General features: G+C 64.8%; 24 protein-coding genes, 1 tRNA gene and 1 pseudogene. 9 read left to right on the forward strand and 17 right to left on the reverse strand.

The window, feature by feature from the left end; translation table 11 throughout:
* Positions 1 to 165 precede the first annotated feature (165 nt).
* Positions 166 to 723, forward strand: coding sequence for a sigma-70 family RNA polymerase sigma factor (locus WYO_RS15385; RefSeq protein ID WP_007564033.1), 558 nt, complete (start codon positions 166 to 168; stop codon positions 721 to 723).
* Positions 720 to 1364 carry a DUF1109 domain-containing protein gene (locus tag WYO_RS15390; protein ID WP_007564034.1) on the forward strand — a complete coding sequence of 215 codons (645 nt, stop codon included), beginning with the start codon at positions 720 to 722 and terminating at the stop codon, positions 1362 to 1364. The genes WYO_RS15385 and WYO_RS15390 overlap by 4 nt, the downstream gene beginning before the upstream one ends.
* A gap of 696 nt (positions 1365 to 2060) precedes the next feature.
* Here WYO_RS15390 and mobF read toward each other — a convergent pair.
* The 3 genes from mobF to WYO_RS15405 form a co-directional block, all read right to left on the reverse strand.
* On the reverse strand, positions 2061 to 4940 hold the full coding sequence (gene mobF, locus WYO_RS15395) for a MobF family relaxase (protein WP_007564036.1): 2880 nt from the start codon (positions 4938 to 4940) through the stop codon (positions 2061 to 2063).
* A complete protein-coding gene (locus WYO_RS15400; RefSeq protein WP_007564038.1) occupies positions 4937 to 5224 on the reverse strand; it encodes a CopG family transcriptional regulator in 288 nt (95 codons plus the stop codon). The genes mobF and WYO_RS15400 overlap by 4 nt, the downstream gene beginning before the upstream one ends.
* 76 nt (positions 5225 to 5300) lie before the next feature.
* Positions 5301 to 6233 carry a hypothetical protein gene (locus WYO_RS15405; protein ID WP_007564039.1) on the reverse strand — a complete coding sequence of 311 codons (933 nt, stop codon included), beginning with the start codon at positions 6231 to 6233 and terminating at the stop codon, positions 5301 to 5303.
* A 264-nt stretch (positions 6234 to 6497) separates the two neighbouring features.
* On the opposite strand from WYO_RS15405, the gene WYO_RS15410 reads away from it, so the two are divergent.
* The 6 genes from WYO_RS15410 to WYO_RS15440 all read left to right on the forward strand — a co-directional run bounded on the left by WYO_RS15410 (position 6498) and on the right by WYO_RS15440 (position 11393).
* Complete coding sequence (locus WYO_RS15410) at positions 6498 to 6863, forward strand: hypothetical protein (RefSeq protein WP_007564040.1); 366 nt, start codon at positions 6498 to 6500, stop codon at positions 6861 to 6863.
* Between the two features lie 367 nt (positions 6864 to 7230).
* On the forward strand, positions 7231 to 7752 hold the full coding sequence (locus WYO_RS15420) for a hypothetical protein (protein ID WP_007564043.1): 522 nt from the start codon (positions 7231 to 7233) through the stop codon (positions 7750 to 7752).
* Entirely contained in the window at positions 7749 to 8489 is a 741-nt protein-coding gene (locus tag WYO_RS15425; RefSeq protein WP_007564044.1) for a hypothetical protein, read from the forward strand. The genes WYO_RS15420 and WYO_RS15425 overlap by 4 nt, the downstream gene beginning before the upstream one ends.
* Positions 8486 to 9070 carry a hypothetical protein gene (locus tag WYO_RS15430; RefSeq protein WP_007564046.1) on the forward strand — a complete coding sequence of 195 codons (585 nt, stop codon included), beginning with the start codon at positions 8486 to 8488 and terminating at the stop codon, positions 9068 to 9070. Before WYO_RS15425 ends, WYO_RS15430 begins: the two co-directional genes overlap by 4 nt.
* Positions 9071 to 9119: 49 nt before the next feature.
* Positions 9120 to 9701, forward strand: a complete 582-nt coding sequence (locus WYO_RS15435; RefSeq protein WP_007564047.1) for a hypothetical protein — start codon at positions 9120 to 9122, stop codon at positions 9699 to 9701.
* Positions 9702 to 9725: 24 nt separating this feature from the next.
* The gene (locus WYO_RS15440) at positions 9726 to 11393 is read left to right on the forward strand and encodes a type IV secretory system conjugative DNA transfer family protein (protein WP_007564049.1); all 1668 of its coding nucleotides are present in this window, start codon (positions 9726 to 9728) and stop codon (positions 11391 to 11393) included.
* Between the two features lie 653 nt (positions 11394 to 12046).
* Here the strand turns inward: WYO_RS15440 and repC are convergent.
* The 12 genes and pseudogenes from repC to WYO_RS29960 form a co-directional block, all read right to left on the reverse strand.
* Positions 12047 to 13252 (reverse strand): plasmid replication protein RepC, encoded by a 1206-nt coding sequence (repC, locus tag WYO_RS15445; RefSeq protein ID WP_007564051.1) that lies wholly within the window; start codon positions 13250 to 13252, stop codon positions 12047 to 12049.
* 182 nt (positions 13253 to 13434) lie between these two features.
* Positions 13435 to 14460, reverse strand: a complete 1026-nt coding sequence (gene repB, locus WYO_RS15450; protein WP_007564054.1) for a plasmid partitioning protein RepB — start codon at positions 14458 to 14460, stop codon at positions 13435 to 13437.
* Positions 14457 to 15617, reverse strand: coding sequence for a plasmid partitioning protein RepA (repA, locus tag WYO_RS15455; protein ID WP_244424186.1), 1161 nt, complete (start codon positions 15615 to 15617; stop codon positions 14457 to 14459). The genes repB and repA overlap by 4 nt, the downstream gene beginning before the upstream one ends.
* A gap of 437 nt (positions 15618 to 16054) precedes the next feature.
* On the reverse strand, positions 16055 to 16726 hold the full coding sequence (locus WYO_RS15460) for a tyrosine-type recombinase/integrase (RefSeq protein WP_348270291.1): 672 nt from the start codon (positions 16724 to 16726) through the stop codon (positions 16055 to 16057).
* Positions 16718 to 16864 (reverse strand): annotated as a pseudogene (locus WYO_RS32395) (integrase); the annotation flags it as partial. The pseudogene WYO_RS32395 and the gene WYO_RS15460, both read right to left, overlap by 9 nt.
* A gap of 22 nt (positions 16865 to 16886) precedes the next feature.
* A protein-coding gene (locus WYO_RS29045; RefSeq protein WP_085985798.1) for an IS5 family transposase occupies positions 16887 to 17718 on the reverse strand; the annotation gives its coding sequence in 2 pieces (ribosomal slippage) (positions 16887 to 17348 and positions 17350 to 17718; 831 coding nt in all).
* A 65-nt stretch (positions 17719 to 17783) separates the two neighbouring features.
* A complete protein-coding gene (locus WYO_RS32400; RefSeq protein ID WP_007564064.1) occupies positions 17784 to 17918 on the reverse strand; it encodes a hypothetical protein in 135 nt (44 codons plus the stop codon).
* Positions 17915 to 18400 (reverse strand): DUF3368 domain-containing protein, encoded by a 486-nt coding sequence (locus WYO_RS15470; protein WP_007564066.1) that lies wholly within the window; start codon positions 18398 to 18400, stop codon positions 17915 to 17917. Before WYO_RS15470 ends, WYO_RS32400 begins: the two co-directional genes overlap by 4 nt.
* A gap of 3 nt (positions 18401 to 18403) precedes the next feature.
* A complete protein-coding gene (locus tag WYO_RS15475; protein ID WP_007564068.1) occupies positions 18404 to 18667 on the reverse strand; it encodes a UPF0175 family protein in 264 nt (87 codons plus the stop codon).
* 179 nt (positions 18668 to 18846) lie between these two features.
* Entirely contained in the window at positions 18847 to 19410 is a 564-nt protein-coding gene (locus tag WYO_RS29950) for an AAA family ATPase (RefSeq protein WP_081496986.1), read from the reverse strand.
* The gene (locus tag WYO_RS29955) at positions 19407 to 20942 is read right to left on the reverse strand and encodes a hypothetical protein (protein ID WP_007564071.1); all 1536 of its coding nucleotides are present in this window, start codon (positions 20940 to 20942) and stop codon (positions 19407 to 19409) included. Before WYO_RS29955 ends, WYO_RS29950 begins: the two co-directional genes overlap by 4 nt.
* Positions 20917 to 21699 carry a helix-turn-helix domain-containing protein gene (locus WYO_RS29960; RefSeq protein WP_127993277.1) on the reverse strand — a complete coding sequence of 261 codons (783 nt, stop codon included), beginning with the start codon at positions 21697 to 21699 and terminating at the stop codon, positions 20917 to 20919. The genes WYO_RS29955 and WYO_RS29960 overlap by 26 nt, the downstream gene beginning before the upstream one ends.
* A gap of 190 nt (positions 21700 to 21889) precedes the next feature.
* Here WYO_RS29960 and WYO_RS31580 point away from each other — a divergent pair.
* Positions 21890 to 22002 (forward strand) — tRNA-OTHER (locus tag WYO_RS31580).
* Positions 22003 to 22123: 121 nt separating this feature from the next.
* Here the strand turns inward: WYO_RS31580 and WYO_RS15480 are convergent.
* Both WYO_RS15480 and WYO_RS15485 read right to left on the reverse strand, forming a co-directional pair.
* Positions 22124 to 22573, reverse strand: coding sequence for a hypothetical protein (locus tag WYO_RS15480; RefSeq protein WP_007564076.1), 450 nt, complete (start codon positions 22571 to 22573; stop codon positions 22124 to 22126).
* A 142-nt stretch (positions 22574 to 22715) separates the two neighbouring features.
* On the reverse strand, positions 22716 to 23297 hold the full coding sequence (locus tag WYO_RS15485) for a recombinase family protein (RefSeq protein WP_007564078.1): 582 nt from the start codon (positions 23295 to 23297) through the stop codon (positions 22716 to 22718).
* Positions 23298 to 23348 lie beyond the last annotated feature (51 nt).

Below are 23348 nucleotides of genomic sequence, written 5' to 3' on the forward strand. Positions count from 1 at the left end.
GATCCGAAAACCTGATCACGCCGAACACACAGTTGGCGGTGCGCGCCTGTCTTCGGCCAGCGGACCATCCGGTCTGCCCTGTCTCGCGATCCGGGAGAGCTGGTCAGACCGACGACCGATTGTAACCTCCGCCGGCTTCGCGCCGAAGTTGGGTAGGAGTGCCCGATGATTGCGAGCGAGGGAGAGTTGAGTGGCCTGATGAGGGCCGCCTTGGACGGGGACAAAGCCGCCTATCGGACGCTTCTGGACCGGCTGAGCCAGCACCTGCGAGCCTATTACCGGGGCAAGCTGGCGCGCATCGGGCGGAGCCAGACGGAGGCGGAGGATCTCGTGCAGGACACGCTCCTGGCGATCCATACCCGTCAGCATACCTACGATACGGACGAGCCGTTCACGCCCTGGGTGCAGGCCATCGCTCGGTACAAGCTGATCGACCACCTGCGGCGCAACCGCCTCTCCGTGGCGGACGTGCCCATCGAGGATGCCGGTGATTTCGAGGCGCGGGACGATCATACCGGCTCTGAGAGCGCGCATGACCTCGATCGCCTGCTGGCCGGCTTGCCCGAGAAGATGCGGCGGGCAATCCGGTTCGTGAAGCTCGATGGGTTGAGCGTCGCGGAGGCGGCACAGCGATGCGGCATGTCGGAGTCCGCCATCAAGGTCAGCGTGCACCGCGGCATCAAGGCCATGGCAACCGCCATCAGTCAGGGCAAGGGACGATGAGAACGGATCAGTTGATCGAGATCCTGAGCACGAACAGTGGACCGGCTGACCGTCGCCAGCTCACCCGTGGCATCGGCCTGGCCGCGGCGCTCGGCGCAGGCGCGGCGCTTTGCATCGCGCTCCTGGCGCTCGGCGTCCGCCCAGACCTTGCCGCGCCCGGCGCGCTGGGCTTCCTTCTGCTGAAGCTCGCCTTCACGGCGGGCATCGTCGTCCTCGCAGTCCGCCTGCTCACCCGGGTTGCGCGCCCGGGCGGCGCATCCGGGGGCCGCGTGCTGACGGCGCTGCTACCCTTTGCGGGCATCTTGGCACTCGCGGCCTTGAGCTTGGCCTCCGCGCCGAGTGCGCACTGGGACCGGATGGTGGTCGGCCATATGTGGCTAGAGTGCCTCGTCTCGATCCCGATCATCGCGGTGGTGCCGTTCGCCATTCTGGTCTGGGCTGTGCGCCGCTTCGCTGCACCAACCGACCTGGTGCGTACTGGCGCGCTCGTGGGCCTCGTCGCCGGTGGTATCAGCGCGATGGGCTACGCCCTGCACTGCGTGGACGACTCGGTCCCGTTCGTAGCGCTCTGGTACGGGGGCACCATCGCGTCCTGCACGCTCGTTGGTGCCATGCTAGGGCCGCGCCTGCTGCGCTGGTGACGCGCACGAGAACCAGCCGCCCGCTCAACTGCTGCGGGTCGGTCTCTCGGTTCGAGGCGACGATCGAGACGGGGCTGGCAAATATTCCAGGGAAGCATAGCGCGGGCTGCGTTCACCGCACCGGTGTTCCGTAAGCCGCCCTTATGCGAACAGAGGTACTATCCCTAACCTCCTCGAAGTTTCCGAATAAGCTGGTAGCTCCCAAGCCGCGATCCAGGCAAAAACGTCGAAATCGGACTGGCGCAGAGTTACGCCCGTGATGGCTGCGGCGCTCAGCAGCAGGGCGGTGTACGGCGTATTGCCCTCGTACCAAGCCGTCGAGGCGAGTGCCCGAGTATGGACGGCCAAGCCCTCGACAGTGCGCGCAGGGATCTGAGGCAGCCGGGCACGGGCGCGCCTGCTGGCCTTGTCGGCTAAATCTCTCTCCACCCTCAGTTCGCGGATGCGGAACTGCCGCTCCAACGCCTCGCGGTGTGTGTCGTAGGCTTCTGCGGCCGGCAGGAGCCGCGCCAGCGACGGATACGGTGCGGCGTATGCCCAGCCTTCCCGAAGACTGCCGGCGCGAGTTGAATGGCTCGACGCAGCCCATCCGCGGTCCAGCCGAAATCCGGGTTGAGACGATCCGCTCGGTGCACGATGTGCGTCGCGGGCGCTCTGACGTCTCACAGCTTGCCGACCGTAACGCCACAGATGCCGTCAGCGTCCGTAGTCCGGGCCTGAGCGGGACTGATCCGGCGGCTCCAGCACGGCAGCGCGCGGCAGTGTGCTCCGAATGGCCTCGACCAGCCGAAGGACCGGCTGTGGGAGCCGGCGCTCTGCGCGTCGAATACGCTGAGCCAGCTGCCGGAGCGCGATCTGCGGAGCAGCGCCAATCTCCTGCATCACGCTGCGCAGAGCTCGTGCCGCCGCAAAGCCACGCTGCAGGTCGAGACGCAGCTCGGGCCTAGACGGCGGGATCGTCCCGCTTCGCACGAACGTGATCCTGTCCTCGACATGGTCGACGACGTTCACCTTCTCGGCGTAACGGCGCGCCTCGACGAACAGCCGTTCCTGCAGCTCACTCTCGCTCGACGCGAGGCGCGGATCCGCCTGCCGCACCCGTACAGCCGCCGCCAGCCGCTCGCGCTCGACCACCAGCCAGGCTTCCTGCCGGTGGCGGGTCAGCCCGACGTAGAGCTCGCGTGCGTCGCCGGCCGTGAATCCGCAGTAAATCGTTGATTCACAAGTACTGCCCTGCACGGAGTAGGCGGTGCCAGCGTAGCCCGGACTGATCCGCGGCAGCGCCTTCGTCTTACCGCGGCGCGTCTGCGCTGGCACGAACCCGGCGAGAGCATCCTCGATGTGCTGCCCATCTTCCAAGCGGACACCGAGCCTGAGCTCGCCGGCCTCGTCCGGTCCGATCGCCTCGACCGTCGCGCGCGTGCCGTTGCGGATGCCGTGCTGCGTCAGCGTCTCACCGAAGCGGACGCGGTCCCCAACCGCCAAGGCCAGAGGCTGCGGCTTGTTCTCGCGGTCGCGCGCCAGGATCTCGACATCAGCGCCCTTCAGCACGCCTTCCGTCCGCAGCAACGCGCGCGCGCCGCGGTTCAGTTCGGCCGCATCGCGGTTGCGCCGGGTCACAAGGAGAACCTGATCAGAACCGTGGCGCGCGCGCGCCTCGCACCAGAGCGCGAGGGCTCGCGCCTGTACCGCACTCGCGCCGGAGACGAGCTCGATCCGGCCCTGGCGAGCATAGGCGCGTAGGCCCGCCTCGATGTTGCCGCGCGCCATCAGCACGGAGGCCGCGCGCTGCCAGGGCACGACCTGCCGCCGTACCTCCGAGAGCGTGGCGTGGCGGCCGAGCACGTCGACCACGGCGCGCAAGGCGCTGGCGCCCGAGACCGAAGCGAGTTGGCGCCGATCGCCCATCAGCACCACGCGCGCGCCGCCCGCGGCCGCGGCCGTCAAGACGGCGGAGAGATCCTTCGTCCCGACCATCCCTGCCTCGTCGACCAGCACCAGGTTGTCGGGACCGAGGGCCAGGGCCGAACCCCGCGCCTGGTCGTGGCGCCACTTGGCGACCGCTTGGGCCGGGATGCCGGTCGAGACCGCGAGCTCGTCGGCCGCGACCCAGCTCGGGGCCAACCCGATCACCTGCATTCCGGAGCGCCCGACCATCGCGACCAACGCCCTCGCAACCGTGGTCTTGCCCGTGCCGGCGCCCGCCTCCAGTATGCTGATCGCGCTCTCGCCGGTCACATGCCGCAGCGCAGCGCGCTGCTCCTCGGCGAGCTGCGGTTCGGCTGCGAGCACCGCCTCGACGTCCTGCGCCGGGATCCGGTGTTCGGCGGCCGAGCGATCAGCAGCGCGCAGCAACGCGGCCTCGGCCGCCGCGATACCGGGCGTTGTCCAGCAGGCGTCCCGCTCCGACAAGATTAGCCGCACGAGCTGGCCCGTTCGCTCCAGCTCCGCCAGCTCAGCCCGCACGCTGACGATGCCGAAGCCCTGCAGCGCCGCCTCGTCGAGCGCCCGCTCGATCAAGCTCTTGCGGGAGAGCACGTTCTCGTGCCGGAACAGGGCGGAAGCCGCGAGGGCCACCGGCGTCGAGCCGGCGATCTCGGGCAGGTCGAAGGCAGGCTCGGGTGCACGCCCGGCCTCGCGCTCCGAGGCTGGCTCGCGCGCCGCCTCCCGTGCGGCGCTCCAGGGATCGAGGCCGAGGACCGCAAGCTCGGCCCGCCAGCGCGCCTCTAGCTCAGGCCCCGTCGGCAGGTCGGTCTTGGCAGCCCGGGTGGCGAGCGCGGCGACCTCCTTCTGCGCGCCCGAGGCGGCGAGACGGTCGCCGCCGATCTGCGCCTCGATCGCAACGGAGCGCTTCGAGAAGGCCTCGATCACAGGGTCCGGGATGCCGCGGATCTCGAACTGCCCTTGTCCGGCCGAGCGCAGGGACAGGCCGAGCTCGCGCGAGAGCCGCTCGGCTAGGACCGCCCTGTAAGCACTGCCCACCACGAGTTGCCAGCGATAGAGCCGTTCCGGCTCGAGGGTCCTATGCTTTTTGTCATTGCATAGGGATAAATTCAATAACACACAGTGCGTGTGGCAGTTGGGGTCGCCTGCCCGCGAGGTGTAGTGATCGAAGAGGCCGACGATCAGGCCGGCGGGCGCCTCGCGCAGGTGCCCGCCGGCGCCGAGCCGGACCTCGACCAGTTCCTCCTCGCGCAGGAACCCGAGCGCCGCCTCGACCGCGGCCGCGTGCATCGCCTCGACTTGCGCGCGCTGCTCCGGGCTGCCGCTCGCCCACAGCAATGACACCGTCTTGGGCGCGGTCAAGGTCATGTCCCAGCCGGCCCGATGACCCTCGCCGGCGCCGCGCACGAGTGGTGCACCCGAGGCTGGGTCGAGCCCGGCGCAGAGGTCACGGAAGCTCTCCCGCGCGATGGCCGCGCCATGCCGTACGGGGGCGGCACCGTGCGTCCACCAACGGCCTCCGCCGTCCTGCAGGTAGTACTCGTCCCTGTTGCGGCTCTCGCGGTAGGGATCGTTGGTGTAGTAGGTGCCGGCCGATGCCCCGCAGCCGAGCGCGTGCAGCGAGGCCGTCACGCCGGGCTGGCCTTGAGCGCCTTGTAGCGACAGATCTCGGCGACTGCTGCGGGCGTGGGCTCGGCCAGAGCCTCGCCGACGAGCCCGGTCAATTCGGCGAGTCGGTCCTTGATGAAAGCCATCTCGTCGCCGAGGCGACCATAGGCTGTGACACCGTCGAGGTGGTCGGCCAATGCGCGGAGCACGAGCTCGGTCGGTGACAGGCCAGAGCGCTCTGCTGAGACGCTCAGGCGCGCAGCCAGCGCAGGCTCAAGGCGTAGCGTCATATCGAGGAAATCAGGCATGCGAGGTCAATCTGCAGTTCGGCGGTGGGTCGACTGGAGTAAATGCAGCGTGTTAATACATATACATTCAAAGCTTTTATGATTTTTGAAGAAGGTGAACGAACTTCTCAGAGATATAATAATTGTCCAACAGTAAATCCTGCCGATTGGGTAAAGGAGCCCCGTCTGGTTTGTCGAGCGGGATCAGCTTGCGCGCATCGATCATAACGCGACCAACCGTGTGAAGTTTGAGAGCACTCAAATGCTGGCCAAGGACGCCGATCGGTGCCCAAGGTGGGACAAACATAAAGTACTTCTTGAAGAATGTTGCCTCAGTCGCCGCTTTCAGAACCTCTCTGACTGATCCATCCTCATGAACATCGCCATAGATTAGTAAGCATTCCACTCCGTAGACGAAACGCTCGCCGTTGACCCTGTGCAGGATCACAAAATCCGGACTCGCATATTGAAATGTCCCTGTCCATTTCAGAAGCCTGATCTTGTCCGTATCGGGATCATAGCCGCATAAATCCCGCAGGTTCTGCTCTACAGCGAGCAGCTCAAAGCAGGTTTTCGCGAACTGGTGCCTGGATTGCTGCCCGGCACTTCTCGACGACGCACGTCCTGTCATGCTGGACCGGATCTCGTCATAGCGATGACGCAGATCGCGATAGGTCCTGCGGCTCCAGCCCGACTCATCACTAAGCAGCTTCTCGGCCGTCTCACGATCGGCCTTGGCAATCCGCACGATGAGTTCCAGATGCGAGAAGGGCAGAGCCAGGATTGGGGCCAGCGACAGGCGCGGATTGTTCGCTGCGAGAGCTTCCAACGCCGACAGCGTTCGATCCATCTGGCGCAGCTGGTTGGTCGTGAACCGGCTCGCGGCCGCCGCCACCTTCACCCAGGGGCGGCCTTCCTCGTCCGCCAAACTCTTCGCTTCCAGGGCGCGTAAGGCTGCGACGAGCTTGTACCAAGGGGTGTCCTTGCGCCGGGCATCGGTGAGCTGCGCCAGCGGATCGATCTGCCCCATCACATCCCTACTCGATTTCAGCACCCGCCGTCCACCTTTGGGTGGCAAGAGTTACGGAATGGTGTGATGTCTGGCAAGCTACGCCCATTCACAACGAGCTGCTCGGCAGGGCTGCGTTAACCACTCCAGCTGGCGGCCGCGGAAAGGCCGTGACATTCCAATAATCCACCTTTAGTGCTAGCCGGCCGTTTGGGCCAGCGAGTCCCTTCCGGCATCCCTACCCCTTCAATTGCCCACCTTTGGTGCGAATCTAGGAACAACAGTTTGAACACGATCTCTACCCTGGCCTTCCTGAGGGCCTTGGGCACCTCCGGCAACGAGGCCCTGCACCGGCACGTCTGCACCCTGGTGCTCGACACCATCGAGCAGGCGAGCCGCGACACCGCTGCCAACCTGCCGGTGCCGCTCAACCTCCTCGAGGGCAGCTCCGTCATCCCCGGTACGCCGGTCGGGCTCGTGCCCGTCCGCATCACCTCGCGGCTCGGGACTGAGAAGCCGGCCCTCCGCACCATCCGGGTGCTGCGCGCCCGGGGCTCGTTCGAGGGTGTGACCATCGTCGTCGACGACGCCGTCGACATCACGATCACCGATGCGGGCACCGCGGTGGCGATCGTGGTCGCGCCGGTCTGACCGAGAGTGCTCCTCGCCCGAATTGCCGGGCGAGGAGCTCCCCGAGGCGCGGTCGGGTCGTCCCGCAAAGACCCGCCCGGCCGCGTCTCACCCATCAGGGCCGGAGGAGAATGGCATGGCGTTCATCAGCCTGGGAAGGTGCTCCCTCTGCCCGCTGCGGGTAGGCGAGCCTTCAGCGCGGACCACCCAGGACACCACCAGCAGCTTCAGTGCGTGGGGTGTGACCCTCCTCCCTCTGTGGCCCCGCCAGTGGCCCTCCGGGTGGTCCTGTGTGGCCCCCTGTGGCCGCCTCTGGCCCCGGAGGGTGAAGCGTCCTGTCTGGCTGGGCGGGGCGATGCACCGGATCCTGCCGCAGGGCTGAGGCGACATGGCGATCAACCTCAAGCGCCTGCGCCGCGACCTCGGCCGCCTGCAAGGCGAGCGGCCGGTCGGCCGCGCTCCCGGCGGGCGCCCCCTCACCGGCGCCATGGCGAGCGTGCGCGCGCTCCTGCCGATGCTGGAGCAGCTGCGGGCCGAGGGCTTCACCTGGCCCGAGATCGCTGCGGCGCTCGCCGCGCAGGGCGTGATGCAGACCCGCGGCGACAGCCTCGTGCCGATCACCGGCCGGCGCGTGTCCGCCCTCGTGGCGAGTGTGCGCCGGCAGCAGGGCCGCCAGCGTCAGGCGGCCGAGCGGCGGACGCGGCGCGGCGATCTGCGGCCCTCGCCGGTTCCGGCGGCTCCCCCTGGCGCCGCGCCGGCAGAGCCGCGGCGGCTGCGTCTCTCGACTGAGCTCACCGCCGGCGGGGCGTCCGCTCCTCCGGCTTCCCCCAATCCGATCTCCGAGGAGGCGCTCCGGCGCGCCGCCCTGGAGAGCGTCAAGGCCATTCTGAAGAAGGACAACAGGACATGAGCCGAACCATCCTGGTGCTGCAGCAGACCGGAGGCGTGGGCAAGTCCACGAAGACACGGGCCCTGGCCGAGGCTGTTCCCGACGCGCCGGTCATCGAGATCGAGTCGACGCCGCGCCTCCTGGAGATCGAGGCCCGGGTGAGCTTCTACCCGATGCGGGCGGACCGACCGGAGATCGCCGCCACGGCCGGTGAAGCGGCCCTCGCCGAGTACGACCGCCCCCTCAACCGTCTCCTGCGCGAGACCCTGCCGGCGATCGTCGACGTCGGTGCCAACAGCGCGGTCGCCGTCGTTCAGGCGCTCGGGTCGATGCAGGAAGTCTTTGCCCGGCGCGGCAAGGAAATCGGGATTTTGGTGGTCGTGGCCAATGACGCGAGCGCCTACACAGATGGGGCCAAGCTCCTCTCGCTCAGCAAGCCCTTCGCGGCCGCCCAGTTCGTGGTCGCCAACGAGGTGCGCGGCCCCGTCGATGCGGGTTTGGTCAAGAAGCTCGCCGCCGGTGCCAAGGTGACGAGCCTGCGCCGGTTCAGCTTCGAACGCCGCGCCTTACCACTGGTGCAGGCTTTGGGCTTTGCACTGATCCCCAGCCTGGACGAGGACGGCTTGGCCGCGCGCTTGGCCGGTCAGGATGGAGAGCCGGACTACGCGCTCGCCGGCCGCACCAAGGCCGGGCTCGACGCCTTCCGCTTCGCCGCCATGGAGGCCGTGCGCCCGGCCGCGGAGTGGCTGGTCGGATGAGCGCGCGTCTCAAGACCCTCGCGGCGCGCTTCGCGCAAGCCAAGGCGCAGGCCGATGCCTCGAACGCGCGGCTGCGCCGGGCGAGTGCGGCGCGCCTCGCTGAGATCCTGGCCGATCCCGATCCGGCCCGCCAGCTTGCGGGCCTGCGCGACAGGGCCCTGACGCCCTTCGACCGGGCTCAGCTCCAGCGCGCCCTCACCGAGAAGCTGCCGGGGCGGCGCCGGCGCCTGCCGCTCAGCCTGTGCCAGCAGCTCGCCGCGCTGCTGCGGCAGCTGCGCTATCGCCGCCGCGCGCTCACACGCGCCGCGGTGCTGGCCACCCCCCTCCTCGCAGCCGCTGTCCTGGCCGACCGCCACACCCCGACCGGCCGGCCGGTGCGCCTCAGGGAGGGCTTCATCATCTCGTGGCGCCTGCCCGACGGATCAATCCACCAGGAGCAGGAGGCGGCGAATACGCGCCTCGTCCTTCTGCACACATCGGACGGCGGCTTCGCGCTCCGGCGCTGGTTCCCGCGCCTCGGCTACGGCGAGGTCGCGGTCGAGCCGGCCTTCATCGAGCGAAGCCTCTCCGCCGCCGAGTGATCCGATCAACCCCTCGCACAACCGCAAATTTTGAGGAGACCAGAGACCCATGCACCCGATCTTCGCCCTGTCGCACCCCGAGCGCCTGCGCGCGATCCGTAACGACCTCACCCTGAGCCTCTGCCTGCACGAGGCCGGGCATGCCTGGGTGGCACGCGCGCTTGGCGCCCCTTTCACCATGCTGCACCTGCCCGACCTGAGCGGCCCGGCGCGGACCTACAAGCCCGTCCTGGTCGGCGACGCGGTGCTGCCGGCCGTTCTGGTCAACGCGGAAGGTCTCGGCCGGAGGGACCGGATCAGCATCCTGCTCGGCGGCTACGCGGGCGAACTCTGCCTCTACGAGCGCAGCTACCTCGTGGAGGGAGGCGAGCTCTTCACGCGCATCGCCGACAGCGCCGACGATGCTGCCGGCATCGCCCGGCTCCTCGGCCTGCCCGAAACCGCCGACGATGCGGCGGTCGAGGGGCTGCTCGTCGCCGCCCTGAAAGCTGCCGACTACCGGCCCTACGCCCTGCTCACGCGCGATCTCGGAGGCTTTCGCCGCTGGGTGTCGCGGCTGCACGCCGCCTGGGCAGCCGAGAGCTTCCGCAGGCTGGGCTTGCTCGACGATCTGCTCCCGCCCGCCGCCTGATCCTCTCGTCACGAAGGTGCCCTCATGACCGCCCTGCTCAAGAGCGCCGCGCTGCTGCTCGCCACCCTGCTGTTCGGCTACCCCCTCGCGGCACTCATCCGGCACGGCTACGATACCAGCCTTTGGCTGGACGCGGTCCCGACCCCAGGGCGCTGGTTCGTGCTCCTCTGGCAAAGCCGGGGCCAGTCCGGCCTCATCGCTTACGAAGCGATGTTCGGCGGCACCGCGCCGGGTTTTGCCGGCGGCGGCGCGACCGAGGCCTGGGCCCTGTTCGGTTCGACGGCCGCCGTGATCGGCCTCCTGCTAGCGCCCCGCCCGGCCGAGCCCCGGCGCGACCCGAACGCCACCTACGGCGATGCACGCTTGGCGAACTTACGCGAGCGCCGGCGGATGAGCGCCGGGCTCGAACTCGGTCATGATCCGGACACCGGGCGGCCGATCCGGGTGGCGGTGCGCTCCAACCTGCTCTCGATCGCCCCGCCGCGCACCGGCAAGACCAGCGGCCTCGTCATCCCGAACCTGGCCGCTCCCGAGGCGCAAGCCTGGTTCGGTCCGGCCGTGGTGATCGATCCTAAGGGCGAGGTCTACCGCGCCGTGGCCGAGCGCCGCCGCGCTCTGGGGCGGCAGGTGCGCTGCCTTGATCCGTGCGGGCTCGTCGGCGGCACCGACACGCTCAACCCGCTCCTGCGGGCGAACCCGCGCAACATCCTCTACCTGCAGCGCGTGGCCCGCGCGCTCTTGCCGGGCGCCTCCGGGAGCGAGGACGCCTACTTCCTGAACCGGGCCGCCGACGCGATCGTGGCGGGTTTTCTAGGCGCGCGCAGGCTCGGCACGCCGACGCCGGTGGCGGTGTCGCGCCTCCTGGCGGATCCGGAGGCGTTCTCGTCGGCGCTGGCCGGGCTGCGGGCGGAGCCGGCCGTCAAGATGCACGCCCTGCTCTCGGCTGAGCCGAAGACGCGCGACCCGATCCTCTCGACGGCGCAGCAGGCCTTCTCCTGGTGCGACGATCCCCGTCTGCAGCGGCTGACCGAGCAGAGCTCGTTCGCGCTGACCGACCTCTGCGCAGGTCAGGCCGACCTGTTCCTGACGCTGCCGACCGAGGATCTGGAGAGCTTGGCGCCCCTGATCCGCTGGCTCTTGACCGAGATCTTCACGGCGATCCGCCGCAACCGGCCGCGCGAACGTGTGGTTATTTTCCTAGACGAGGCTTTCGCGTTGGGCCGGTTCCGCGAGATCGTGGTGGCGGCGAGCGAGCTACCGGGAGCGAATGCGAGCCTGTGGACGTTCTGGCAGGACCGGTCGCAGCTGATCGCGACCTATGGCGACGCCGAGGCGCGGACCCTCCTCAACACGGCCGAGATCACGACCGTGTCGGATCCAGCGCTCGTCGACCCGGACGAGCGAGAGCACTGGTCGCGCGCGCTCGGCGACTACACGCTCTTGGAGGAGAGCCGGACGACGGAGGCAGCTGCGGCGGGTCGGTCCGCGCGCACGACCGTGGCGCTGACGCCGAAGGCGGTGCGGCTGCGCAGTGCGGAGGCGCTGGGCCGGCTTCCGACCGAGCAGCTCCTGGTGTTCCCCAACAGCCCAACCTACGCCAAGCGACCGCTGCTCCTGTACAAGACCCGGCACGACGACGCGCGCCTGCAAGGGCTAGTGCGCGATGTCGGCGCCACGGCCGCAGCAGGATAAGCCGCATCGCGAGCCTCGGCGTCGGCCCAAGCCGGGATCAGGGTGATTGCTTCGATCAGCGCCTTATGGACAGGCTCAGATCAAGCCGGTTCAGGCGTGTCGCCAAGGCTGATGGATCCTCGTTCAGCATGCGGGTACCACCGCATGTGGCGAGATCCCTCACTTAGACGTTTTCGCTGGCTTGCCTACCGTTTCGTAAGTGGCCTCAAGTACTTCTTCTCGCGCGACCACGCGCTGGTTGGGACTCTCTGAAAGAGACCAATTCGCACCTTGCAGCCTGGTTAAACACCTGACCCGTTCGGCATGTTCCATGTCCGGTAGCACAGCAACCAAGCTATCGCGTTTCTCGAAGACAATCTTCTACTTACTATCCAGAGTGTTGATCCGGATCTCATTGTCCTCAATCGCCCGTTAATATTTCATTCAATGACAGACCCTCAGCCTATGTTTGATAATGTACTTCTCATACGTAGATGCAGCTCGCATTCCGCTCAGGCCGGTGCTCGGCACGGCGGTGTCGATGCATGAGCGCTCGTCATCTAGTCCTGGGCGATCCCAGCCACACGTCATCCAAGTCGGCCACGGGAACCATACAGTGAACCATGCCAAGTTGGCGCCCTCGGCACCAGGAAGTCGCCTCGGCGCGGTATGCCTCACCGCGCCGGGGAAGGGAGGCGGGCTCGGTTCAGCGCCTGCAGCACTGGCCCAAGACTGTACTGCCCTGCCCTCTTCCGCTCCACCAGCGTGCGCAGGTACCCACCGGGGCTCTTGATGTGCTCGGCCCGCTGCAGAATGGCGGCGACGGTGGCGGCGGCCGCCTCCGACCCCATGACGTTCTGCGCCTCGCGCCATGCGCTTGAGCTGATGCCGAGCATCGACCGCACGAGGTCCGCGACATCGGAGAGATCGCGCCAGGAGCGGATCCCATTGCGAGCGTAATCCGCGATATCGGGACAGGCGTCGAGCACCATTCCGAGCGGGTACGCGCAAGCCGTCGGCTTCGCCAGTTCAGGACGACCCCTGCCCTGCCCTTCTTCCCCGTACTCGGCAGCCGGTTCAAAATCTGACAGGTCTGGTTTTGAATTCTGTTTGTGCCGCTCAGAATGAACGGGATTGCCGCTCGATTCTCCTGATTCAGGCTTCGTTGCCAGGAGGCTACTCACATCAGCCACCAGCCTCGTCAGGGCCTGACGTGCAGCCTCCAGCGTCTCCGCCCGAGGCGAACGGCCGAGACCGCCCATTATAGCGGCGTAGCGTGCCCTCGCCTCCTCCCAGTCAGCCGCAACTCCCGCCTCGGCCCCGGCAAGTATCAGCTTCACTGCATCGCGCCGCAGGATGGTCACGGCCTCGCGAGTGGCCTGGAGTGCACGCCGCTTGGTCTGCACAAGGTCGGCTTGGTTCTCGAACTCTGCCGCGCGCGCGACGATTGGTTTGAGATCGAAGCCGAAGGCCTGCACGACCACCCCGCCCTGCCCTTTCCGGGCATAGCGCTTGCCGTTCGGGCTGTCCCGCCGGATCACGAGCCCAGCCTCGACCAGCGCGGCGAGGTGCCGGCGCAGCGTCGGCTCGGCCATGCCGTGGGCGCGCAACGCGAGTTGCTCGTTCGAGGGGAAGACGACGAGGTCAGCGCCCTCGCCCGCAATGAGGGCGGTCTCCGGATGGAAGGTGAGCAGCGCATTGAGCACGGCCAGCGACCGATCGGACACGCCGATGTGGTCCTTGGCCTGCGCGATATGACGGAACACTGTCCATTTGTTGACCGTGGCGTCTTGAGGGCATGCGGCAGCCTGCGCCTGCGCCTGCACTTGCGCAGCCGTCAGCGGACGCCGCCCGAAGGGCGTCGTGAGGTGAAGGTTCATCGTCGTTGCCGGGCACCAGGCAAGCGGAGGCGTTCGCCGAACAGCGCAAAATCGTTTGACGATGAGCCGGGAGGTGTGGTTCTCTGCGTGTGCTTATGACGAGAGAGGGCCTTCCGGACGCGGTTCGGGGGGCCTTTTCTTATTCCGGTGCGTCGTCTCCCTGGTTCATGTTGCGGGTCTGGTTACTCCTTGCCCGCCTTTAGGGCGGCAAGGATCTCGGGAAGCCGGTCCAGGAGAGCGGCGCCGAGTTCCGGCTCCAACTTCTCGTCGATCGACAGGATAAAGCGGCCGCCGCTGCGCTCAACGCGCGCGATCTTGCGGCCCTGAGAGTCTTTCCAGATCTGCGCTCTCGGCTTCCGCTCAGACGTGGGATTGAGCGCCTCCAGCATTGCGGCGAAGCGCTCGTCGGTCGGCTTGGCTTGAAATCCGGCATCCCCGATCAGCTTGCCAACTTCGACCGCATCAGTCGCCTTGATCCGATCGGCGAGGAGCATCCAACGGGGACGCCCGGCTGCCGGGGCAGGGCCGATCGCAGCGACGACGTGCTCCGGCACCGTTCGGGCAACCGAGATCAGCGTCGAGAGATCACCCTTGCCGACGCCCATCGCCGCCGTGATTGTCTCGCGGCGGAAGCCATGGTCCTCCAGTCGAAGGGCGAAGAAGGCGCGCTCGATGTAGCTGAGATCGCGCCGCTCCAAGTTCTCCTTGCCCTGGGCGACGACGAGTTCGTCGTCGGAAAGTGGTCGCACTACGGCTCGTATAGGGCGGTTCAGTATCAGTGCGGCGCGCGTCCGGCGGCGGCCGTAGGCGATCTGATAGCGGCCAGCGGTCTCTGGGTGCGGGCGAACCAACACCGGCACCTGCTGACCGCTCTCGCGGATGCTCTCGACCAAGCCGGGGAGGGTGCGGTCGTTCGCGTCTGCTACGCGGTCGGCGATGGGGGAGTCGTCGATGAGTCCTGGATCAAGATCAACGATAACCGATCCAGTCTCAATCTCCGCCGCGGCGTCCGCGCGTGCGGCGAGCCCGCGCAACGTCGAGCCCATCATGCGGACGGCGCCGCTGCGGCGTGGATCAGAGGCCGGGGAGGGCGGGTTTGCAGCTGCAAACTCGGGCTCTGAGGACGTTCGGTTTGCAGCTGCAAACTTTTCCGCCTTGGGGGCCTGCTTCGATCCGAACAGCGCGTCGAGGTTCGTCTTCCGGTTCATGCCCGACGCCACGCCTTCCGGAGCAGCCCTTCGATCTCGCCGTTGACTGACTCCAACGCCTCCAGCGCGCGGTCGTAGGTCGAGCGGGTGACGCCGTCCCGGCCAATTTCGTAGAGGGTTTGCTTTGACAGGCCGGCATCCGAGACGGCTGACGACTTCAGCATGGGTGCAGTCAGTACGGCATCATCGAACAGGGTGCGGAGCATACCGACGATGCGGGTCTGAGGCGCGTCCTGCTGCTCGTAGCGCGTAACGAGATAGCGCAGCCAGTCGTACTGCAGGTTGCCCCCCGCCTCAGACACGACGCCAAGCAGGTCCTCGGTCATGGCCAGGAACTGGCTCATCGAGGCGACGTCGAGCATCTGCGGGTGAACGGTGATCAGCAGTGAGGTCGAGGCGCACAGGGCTGAAAGTGTCAGGTAGCCGAGCTGGGGCGGGCAATCAATAACAACAACATCGTAACTTGCCTCGACCGTCTCGATCGCCTGCGCGACGCGGTCGAAGAACAGCGGCTCACCGGCTCTCCGTTTGTTCAGCGCCCTGGGCGTCTCGTGCTCAAACTCCATCAGCTCGAGGTTCGCGGGAACGAGGTCTAGGCCCGTGAAGTAGGTGTGCCGGATTATCTCGCTGAGCGGGCGGCGAGCCTCATCGTAGCGGATCGCGCCGTAGAGCGTCTCGTCTGTATTGACGTCGAGCTCCGGCTGGACACCGAGCAGGGCCGAGAGGCTGGCCTGGGGGTCGAGATCAATCGCAAGCACCCGGTAGCCGCGAAGCACGAGCGACTGAGCAAGGTGAGCGGCGGTCGTCGTCTTGCCCGAGCCGCCCTTGAAGTTCGCCACTGCGATAACCTGGAGGTGATCGCCCTCATGACGGTGAGGCTGGTAGCGTCTACCCCCGCGCGTGTTCTCGTCGAGGTAAGTGCGTAGGCCGTGGATGTCGGCGAGGCTATAGGACCGCCTGCCGTTCGGTGAGACCTCGGGCGGGGGTCCGAGACCTTCGGTTGCGAGTTGCTGAAGTCGAGAGACCGTGACACCGATGATGCGCGCAGCTTCAGTCGAGGAGAACCGACGCAGCGTCTTCGACGAAGTAGGCGGGAACAAACCAGACGAGATCGCCTGGAGCTGATCGCGAAGCACCGTCGCGTGGCCGCCGATCATCGCCGCCGGCGAGACCGTCGGCGGTGACGGGAACGATTTGATCGCAGTGTGCTGGTTCATCCTCTCGAGCCTCGTTTGCAGATATCTCACCAAATTGGCCGAGAAACTGCAACTGAGCCGGATTTGGACTGATTCGCAAGTGCGAGGCGAGTCCGAGCAAGCTGACAGAAAAGCTTGGTCGCGGATTTCAGCCGCTGAGGCGCGTGGAAGCGGGCCTGTCGCAAAGTTTTTCTACGTGCGGTTTGCGAGCAAATTGCGCTCTGCCGAACCTGCCTCGACTCAACCAGAGGCAGGATTCTGATCGCCTGAGAGCCTAGACACACAACCGGAAGGTGGACCGTGCCGCGTCCTGGCATAGCTCGTCCACCGGCCGGAAAAAGTTTGCGACGGCCCCCTCAGCGATTAGGGACGGCTTCGCGTTTCGAACTCTGCGAGCTTCAGATCAGGATGCGCTCGATCTCGTCGAGGTTCACCTCGTCCGCCCGTCGGTCGTAGAGCTGAGTGGTGCGGGTCGAGGCGTGGTTCGCGATGGCGGCGGCGCGCTCCAGGGTCCCACCGTTCTTGAGGTAGGCGGTGATGCCGGTCGCTCTGAACGTGTGATTGCCGATCTTGGTCCTGATACCCGCGGTTTGGGCGCGACGCTGGACCATCGCGTAGGCGTTGGCGGTCGGCAGGGGGGTGCGGGTGAGCTGGCCTGTCCCTCGGCCGATGGTGCGGAACAACGGACCGTCATCGTCCGCAGCGATCCCGGTGCCCTCCAAATAGGCGCGCAGATAGGTGTCGAGGTTGTGGTGGCAGGGCAGATCGACCGCCTTGCCGCCTTTCTCGTGCAGGCGGACCCACAGACGGCGGTTCTGGAAGTACACGTCCTGGACCCGCATGGCGGTCGCCGCGCCGATGCGGGCGAAGGTGTAGACCATCAGCCCGATCAGCGCTCGGTCGCGGAGGCCGACCTGCGTGGTGATGTCGATCCCGTCCAGGATGGCGCGGGCCTCGTCGGGCGCGAGGACCGGGGTCTTGCCGCGCTTGACCACGTGCTTCGGTCCCCGAACGGCGGTGGCCGGATTGAACGGCAGGACGCCGCCCGTCGCCAGCCAGTCGAACATCATCCGGATGGCGGCCAACCGCTGCTTGACGGTCGGGGCGGAACGGGTGCATCCCAGATGCTCAACGTAGGCGGCGATGTGGACCGAGTTCACGGCCATGATCGAGGGGATGCCCCGATCGTCGAGCCATCCGCAGAATTCGGATACGGCCCTGGCTTAGACCCTATCCCGGTAGGGTCTGTCGCCATGTGATGATGGCGCAGGCGAAGTGGAGCATGGCAAGGTAGTTTCCGGGCTTCTTGTCCCATCGGATCAGGATGCGGCGGAAGCGGTTGAGCCAGGAATGGGCTCGCTCCACGACCCAGCGGCGTGCCGTCTTGCCGGCCTCGCGCTTACCCGCGATCTCCTCGCCGCGGGTGCGCAGATGCAGGGTGAATCCGAAAGCCTGGGCTAGGTCGCGGGGCTCCTGATAGTCATAGCCCTTGTCCAGGCAGAGATGCTGGGGATCCGCGTCACTGGGCTGGGGCCGGGCAATGGGAAGCGCCTCCAGCGTCTCGCCCATCACGGTGTGGTCGTTGCGGTTGGCGCCGGCCACGACGACGGAGAGCGGCGTGCCGCGCGCGTCGGTGAGCAGGCTGCGCTTGGTCCCGCACTTGGCCCGGTCCGTTGGGTTGGGACCGGTTTTTTCCCCCACCGAGGGGCGCCTTGCCCATCGCCCCGTCCAGCGCCAGCCACGCCCAGTCGATCCCGTCCAGCCCATCGTAGGCCAGAAGCCCTGCCTGCCAGAATGCTTCGAACACACCGGCCTCGGTCCATTCTTGAAAACGGCGATGGGCGGAGGAGGACGAGCAGATCCCGGTGGCGTTCAGGGCATTCCACCGGCAGCCGGTGCGCAGCACGAAGAAGATCGCATCCATCGCCATCCGGTCCGGTGTGCGCGGTCGATGGCAGCCCAGAGGATGCACTGACCGAGCCGGCAGAAGCGGCTCCGTCTGTCCCCAAAGCTCGTCTGACAGACGAAAGCCGTCGTCCGTGATCGCTCCCCGCTTGGCCATCTGACCGCCCTCCATCCTGGAAGATAGATAAGGCCGCTCGTCTCTGCGCCTACCGGGATAGGTTCTTAGGCGCGCCGGGTGTGCGGGTTCCGGATTTGCGCGGTGAAGAACTCCAGGAAGCGGTAGGCGGCGCGCTCGCCCGCCGAGGTGATCGGTGCCGGGAGCGCGAAGCCCGCGATCTGGGATACGACCTGGGTCATGATACAGTCCTGTGCGCCGCCAGGATCGTGTCGAACAGGTCTGGACGACAGCGGAAGCTGGTGGCGCGCAGCCGCGCGAACGCCGCTTCCAGGTCGATCAACCCGTGCCGCGCGGCGAGATCGAGCAGTCCGAGCGTGCCCGTCACGGCCAATCCTCGGCCTCTCGCCGCCGCGACCCCGGCACGGTCGTCCATCAGGATCAGCTCGGCGCCGAGCGTCGGCGCCAGCAGGATGGCTTCGCGCTCGCCCTCATCCAAAGCTTGCAGGTCGGCATCCGGCCCGACCGGGCTCGGACGGATGTCGAGCCAGCGCGGCGGCGCGGCGATCCACGCGCGGACCGGCGGAGGGGTCTCAGGGTGGTCCAGCTCGGCCCGTACCGCCTCCGGCACGAATACGGTCTCGAACAGCACCGGCAGGACCGACACGTGCCCGATCAGTACGAGGTAGTTGAGCGGGCCGGTATCTGCGACGACGACCCGCACGCGTCAGAGGCCGAGCCGAGCCAAATCGGCGCGCTCGCGCTCGAAGTCGGCGATGCCGTAGGGCTCGTAGATCGACCGCGCCTTGAGGAAGGCGTCGAGCGCGGCATGCGTGGAAAAACCCAGCATGCGGCGCAGCTCGGGATGGGTCAGCCGCCCGGCGCGGTACTCCTCGGCGGCGAACGCTTCCAGCGCGCGGCGCTCGATATCCGCGCCACCGGCCCGCAAGCGCTCGGCGAGGTCGTCGGGGATGGGCACGGACAGGTTCATCGCCTCAGTCTAACCCACCGGCCGCACTCGGGCAATTATACAGCTGATAAAGGACATTATCATATATATGGACCGCTCGTGCCAGCGGTCTGACCTGAGCAGTGTCGCGCACAGCTTACTCGGCCCGGTAGAGAAATGCTGGAGCGCTGGAACTGCTACGCTTCTTTCATTCGCCGACGTCAGCGGTCAGATGATTTCGCGGCTGAGATGAAGGCAGCTAGCTTATGAGGATCGCTATCGCTGAGTACGGTGAGCGGTATTCTAAGATGTAAACAGATTTTGAGCGAATTTGTGAGAGCCGCATCTTGGTGCTTCTCAAGTTCCAAAACGCTCCGTGCAGGCCGATTTCGGCTTTCGTCTAGCTCTCGACGTTGAACAATCGTAGACGGACTTTGAGCTAGAAAAATAAGCTGCTCAACACCAAGTGCACCGAACACCAACGGGCTGATAGGTGTGAGCCCCTGCGGTGTATCAATCACTGAATGACCATCTAAGATGACAATTTCTGTGGTAGGGTCGATAGCGCGTTCAAACCCTAGAATTAGCAATTTTTGATTTTCGTCGATGTTAGAATGTCGAAGCATGTCGGGTTCTATCTCCCGAGCTTCCAAAGCTTCTCGTGCGCTCCGAATGAGTGCACTAGCTTGTAAATGCTGAAAATTGGCTACCTCCGCCAGCCTCCGAAGCAAGGTGGATTTTCCAACTCCAGAAACGCCGAGCAGGGCGATTGTTAGCTGTTTCACGTCTGAAACCCCAAGTTCATGCGCGGCAAAATTAGACGCAAGGCTGCTCCACCAATTTCAAATATGGATTGGGGCGGGTGACCCGGAATTACGCCGTGTTCCCTCAGTTCATCAAGCGAGATCGTAGGATCTATGTAGCCCGCCAGGAGATAGTTTATTACTTTAACTGGCCGGTGCGGGGACGCCTTCCAATCGATAAGCTCCGTCTCGCTATAGACCGACCGCCCCCCTGTCATATGCAAGAGGTCTTTGGTGGAAGTCGCGACTGAAAATTCTTCGAAAATACCGACCGCAGTCAAAGCTTGAGACGGAAAATTCTTCGATTTTCCTTTGTAAAACAGAAGAATTGATCCCGGCTTTCCGAGATTGGATTGCGCTCGGCACAAATAAACTTTGCGTATAGTGTTGCCCGGGCGTTTAGGGCCAGTGCCCATCCCCAGCACTTCGAATAGGTCAGGCTGTGGGGAATTACGGAGGTCAGGATACAGGGTGTCGTGATAGGCCTCCTTGATAGGTACGCCAAAGGCCCGCACACCTTCTTCGGTCACAAATCGCGGATAGTTCAACCTCGCGGTATCGAAGTGAGAAGCTTCCGGTGTCGCGGGAAGCCGTTTTTGCGAAAACTGTTTTTCATAGACGCGTTCACCGTCATCTTTCGTGGCGGTATTCTTAAAGCCGTAGTATTCGAGCAAATCTATCAATGCGACTTGCGTTTCATACGTAGTTATATAAGCAAGGTCGTACTTATTTAGCTGCGCGAACCAGAAAACTTTCTTCAACAAAAGTTCTCCGAGCTTGACGCCGCGTTTTTCAGGGCGCACTTTAAAAGTGCATATTTTAAGAATTTTCTTCGATTTGATCGTTGCGTCCGTATTAGCTCCTGTCTCGTCTTTTCTTACGATGAGTCCTGCCAAGCCATCGTCATACACTACCCAGCAATCTCTGCGTTCTTTGACGCATTTATCTTTCCACCATTTGTCAAAAGGCGGATAATCTTCTCTCAGGCTATCAAATATTTTATCTTTCAAAGGTATGGTGTGAGCTGAAACTTCTTCGACGTACCGGATCGGTGTTTCGACCGGTTCGTACGTTGTCTTGAGCAGTTGCACGGCATCTGCAACAAACAGGACCCGCCCGCTCAGCTCGGCCGAATGGCGCCGCGCTCGCGCATGAATGCCGCGATCCTGAGTAATCAAAAAATCTGCTGCCCCAATTTGGAGAGCATGCAGAAGTGTTGCATCAACTAGATCATTTGCTTTCGGTAGTGGGCCAAATTCATGTTCAAGCTCCACTTTTTCCAGCTCGCGGACCTTGGCGAGAGTCTGAAATTTCTCGAGTTTGCTTAGTGAAATCGATTGGCGAGCTATATCGCGGTCACGACAAATGTCGTCCCGAGCTGCTTCGTGAACGAAGATATCGACTTTATGTTTTGCGGCCCCTTTTATGAGGTCTGCAAAGGCTGGTTGAACAGTATGATTGTCTTCGAGCCCTATGATGACGTTCGTATCAATGAGATACGTTTGGGTACTCATCCCTTATGGCCTTTCGAAGCACCGGCGTTGCGTAGAGAAAAGACTGAGGCGGTTCAAAGCCAAACCGCTCTCTCAACTCCGGTAATTCTAGCCGTCGAGAGAAAGCTTCGGCGTTCGCAAATTTCAAAGCGAAGCCTTCGTTGATGCCGCTAAAGTAAGAGTCGAAATCCGACTTGTTGATTGACGCTGAGGCATGGTACTCGCGCCAGATTTCATCTACAGGAAGCTTGATAATTTCCGTGATTTCAGCGCGACCGATAATCGCCCGCACTGGCGAGGTACAATAAATATAGGCTATAGTCCCCTTTGGCGTAGCTGGAAATCTTCGACGCAGCTCCACGGTTTTTTCGCCTTCGAGGATCTTTGATGTGTACTGAGGCTTAATGCTCAAGACCACATCTCTTAGGTCGTCAAATCGCTCATCCCGAAATATCGGCAAAACGAGCTGGTCGTCGCCAGCGCCTAACTTTTTCTGATCCGAGTTTGTCTCTATGCTCGGGGGGAATGCGGCGTCGATGCGTAGCTCAGCGCCTAGAGCCTCAACGTATTTTTGCAACGACGAAATTTGAACATCGCCCCTGTGTTCGATTTTTGAAACTGCCGCTTGGCCGACGTTAAGACGATACGCCATCTGGATTTGGGTAAGACCAGCTCGTTCACGCAAATCCCGTAGTGATTTGCCGACAATCCGGCCTGCATCGCTGCCGCTCACTCGAACCGCTTTGACGACCTTATCCGCCTGCTTCGTCATACTCAGCCCTACCTCTGCGCTCATTTTAGGGGAGCGCATTATTCCTTTCAAGGAATATCGATCGGACTGCAATTTTGACTGGGGAAACAAGCGACCCGTTTGGATTACCTCACACGATCCCGAGCGATTTTGTACGCATGCGCTTTCAGGGGAGTTTTACCTTGAAGAAGTCCGTTCTCGCGCATACCTCACCGTCGCGATCGTGGCGGAATTGGTAGACGCGTGCGCTTGCCTAGGGGCCTAGCTAGCTGGACCTCTAACAAGCGCATGGAGCAATCCATACTGGTTCGATCCCCGTCGGTCGCACCACACCTCGAAACGACCGTTTCGAATTGATATTGCCGCCGGCTTCGCTGCGCTCGCGATGCCTAGGAAGCACATGTGCATACCCACGGCTGAAAGCTGCACATCCCAGCCATGGCTGTACCGCTCACATGAACAGGTCGAGCTGCCCCACGGCGGTCCGGACGCGTCGCCTGGGACCACGGTGCGCGAGCGGCATGGCCGGTGCATCCGGCAGCGCATGCCCGGGCTTGCCATAGAGAACGGCGCCTACGATCTGGCAGTGGGCACCCTGGTGGAACACGTTTGCCGTGTGAGGCCCGGCGCGTAGGATCTCCTGCACCAATGCCTCGCTCACGCTCATGTCCGACAAGGCCGCGAGCAGGCAGGTTAGCCCCGCCACTTGAACATCGAACGACTGGAACTCCGCGGCGCGCTGCCGCCAGACCTGTCGCACGGCGCCGACGCTGGTGTTCGGGAATGGGTTGGGCGCGGGCTCAGTCGCCGCATCGGCGATAAATGCCGCGATCAGGTTCCGCTCGGCGATGTGCGAGGCCGTGAGCAGGGCGTCAGCGAGCTGAGGGCGGCTGATCGTCATGAGGCTTCGATGATCTGCGACCGGATGGTGAGAGGCAGCCCCGTGAGGCCAGCGAAGGTACGTAGCGGGATACGCGGCCTGTCGTTACATCCATTGGGCCGAGACCGGCAGCACGCCGGGGCCACACGTGTGATGCGCGGGTTCACGGCTTGGCCGCGATGCTGTTGGCGCGAGCGCGGGGGAAGTAGCTGTAGAAGGTGTCGCGGTTGACGCCCATACGCTTGGCGATCTCGGCCACGCTGATCGTGCCGGCCGCAAGCATGGCCCGGGCCGCCTCCAGATCGGCCTCGCTGAGCTTCTTTGGCCGGCCACCCTTGCGACCCCGAGCGAGCGCGGCCTTCAGGCCTTCCATGGTGCGTTCGCGATTGAGGTCGAGGAAATACTCGGCCATGGCACCGTGCATCTGCAGGGCGAAGCGGCCGTGTGCGGTGGCGCTGTCGAACTGCTCGGTGAGCGAGCGGAAGTGGACCTCCTTCACGCGCAGCCCGTCGATGGTGCGCATCATCTCGACGAGGGAGCGGCCGAGGCGATCGAGCTTCCAGACGACGAGCACGTCCTCGGGGCGCAGGAAAGCCAGCGCTGCCTCGAAGGCGGGTCGCTTGGTGCCGGCCTTTCCGGACTTCTTCTCCTCGAACAGGCGTTCGCAGCCGGCCCGGGTCAGCGCGTCGCGCTGCAGGTCGAGGTTCTGGTCGAGGGTGGAGACGCGAGCATATCCGACGAGCATGTCGGGATCGTGCCAAAATGCCGTTTACCCGGCAATAGAAAAGCTGACACG

The organism is Methylobacterium sp. GXF4 (assembly GCF_000272495.1).
Taxonomy (GTDB): domain Bacteria; phylum Pseudomonadota; class Alphaproteobacteria; order Rhizobiales; family Beijerinckiaceae; genus Methylobacterium; species Methylobacterium brachiatum.

Excerpts from the sequence above, each read along its gene's own strand:
- WYO_RS15385 (WP_007564033.1), top strand. The coding sequence starts at position 166 with ATGATTGCGAGCGAGGGAGAGTTGAGTGGCCTGATGAGGGCCGCCTTG.
- WYO_RS15390 (WP_007564034.1), top strand. The coding sequence starts at position 720 with ATGAGAACGGATCAGTTGATCGAGATCCTGAGCACGAACAGTGGACCG.
- WYO_RS15400 (WP_007564038.1), bottom strand. The coding sequence starts at position 5,224 with ATGCCTGATTTCCTCGATATGACGCTACGCCTTGAGCCTGCGCTGGCT.
- WYO_RS15405 (WP_007564039.1), bottom strand. The coding sequence starts at position 6,233 with ATGGGGCAGATCGATCCGCTGGCGCAGCTCACCGATGCCCGGCGCAAG.
- WYO_RS15420 (WP_007564043.1), top strand. The coding sequence starts at position 7,231 with ATGGCGATCAACCTCAAGCGCCTGCGCCGCGACCTCGGCCGCCTGCAA.
- WYO_RS15425 (WP_007564044.1), top strand. The coding sequence starts at position 7,749 with ATGAGCCGAACCATCCTGGTGCTGCAGCAGACCGGAGGCGTGGGCAAG.
- WYO_RS15430 (WP_007564046.1), top strand. The coding sequence starts at position 8,486 with ATGAGCGCGCGTCTCAAGACCCTCGCGGCGCGCTTCGCGCAAGCCAAG.
- WYO_RS15435 (WP_007564047.1), top strand. The coding sequence starts at position 9,120 with ATGCACCCGATCTTCGCCCTGTCGCACCCCGAGCGCCTGCGCGCGATC.
- WYO_RS15440 (WP_007564049.1), top strand. The coding sequence starts at position 9,726 with ATGACCGCCCTGCTCAAGAGCGCCGCGCTGCTGCTCGCCACCCTGCTG.
- repC (WP_007564051.1), bottom strand. The coding sequence starts at position 13,252 with ATGAACCTTCACCTCACGACGCCCTTCGGGCGGCGTCCGCTGACGGCT.
- repB (WP_007564054.1), bottom strand. The coding sequence starts at position 14,460 with ATGAACCGGAAGACGAACCTCGACGCGCTGTTCGGATCGAAGCAGGCC.
- repA (WP_244424186.1), bottom strand. The coding sequence starts at position 15,617 with ATGATCGGCGGCCACGCGACGGTGCTTCGCGATCAGCTCCAGGCGATC.
- WYO_RS15460 (WP_348270291.1), bottom strand. The coding sequence starts at position 16,726 with ATGATGTTCGACTGGCTGGCGACGGGCGGCGTCCTGCCGTTCAATCCG.
- WYO_RS32400 (WP_007564064.1), bottom strand. The coding sequence starts at position 17,918 with ATGACCCAGGTCGTATCCCAGATCGCGGGCTTCGCGCTCCCGGCACCG.
- WYO_RS15475 (WP_007564068.1), bottom strand. The coding sequence starts at position 18,667 with ATGAACCTGTCCGTGCCCATCCCCGACGACCTCGCCGAGCGCTTGCGG.
- WYO_RS29955 (WP_007564071.1), bottom strand. The coding sequence starts at position 20,942 with ATGAGTACCCAAACGTATCTCATTGATACGAACGTCATCATAGGGCTC.
- WYO_RS15480 (WP_007564076.1), bottom strand. The coding sequence starts at position 22,573 with ATGACGATCAGCCGCCCTCAGCTCGCTGACGCCCTGCTCACGGCCTCG.
- WYO_RS15485 (WP_007564078.1), bottom strand. The coding sequence starts at position 23,297 with ATGCTCGTCGGATATGCTCGCGTCTCCACCCTCGACCAGAACCTCGAC.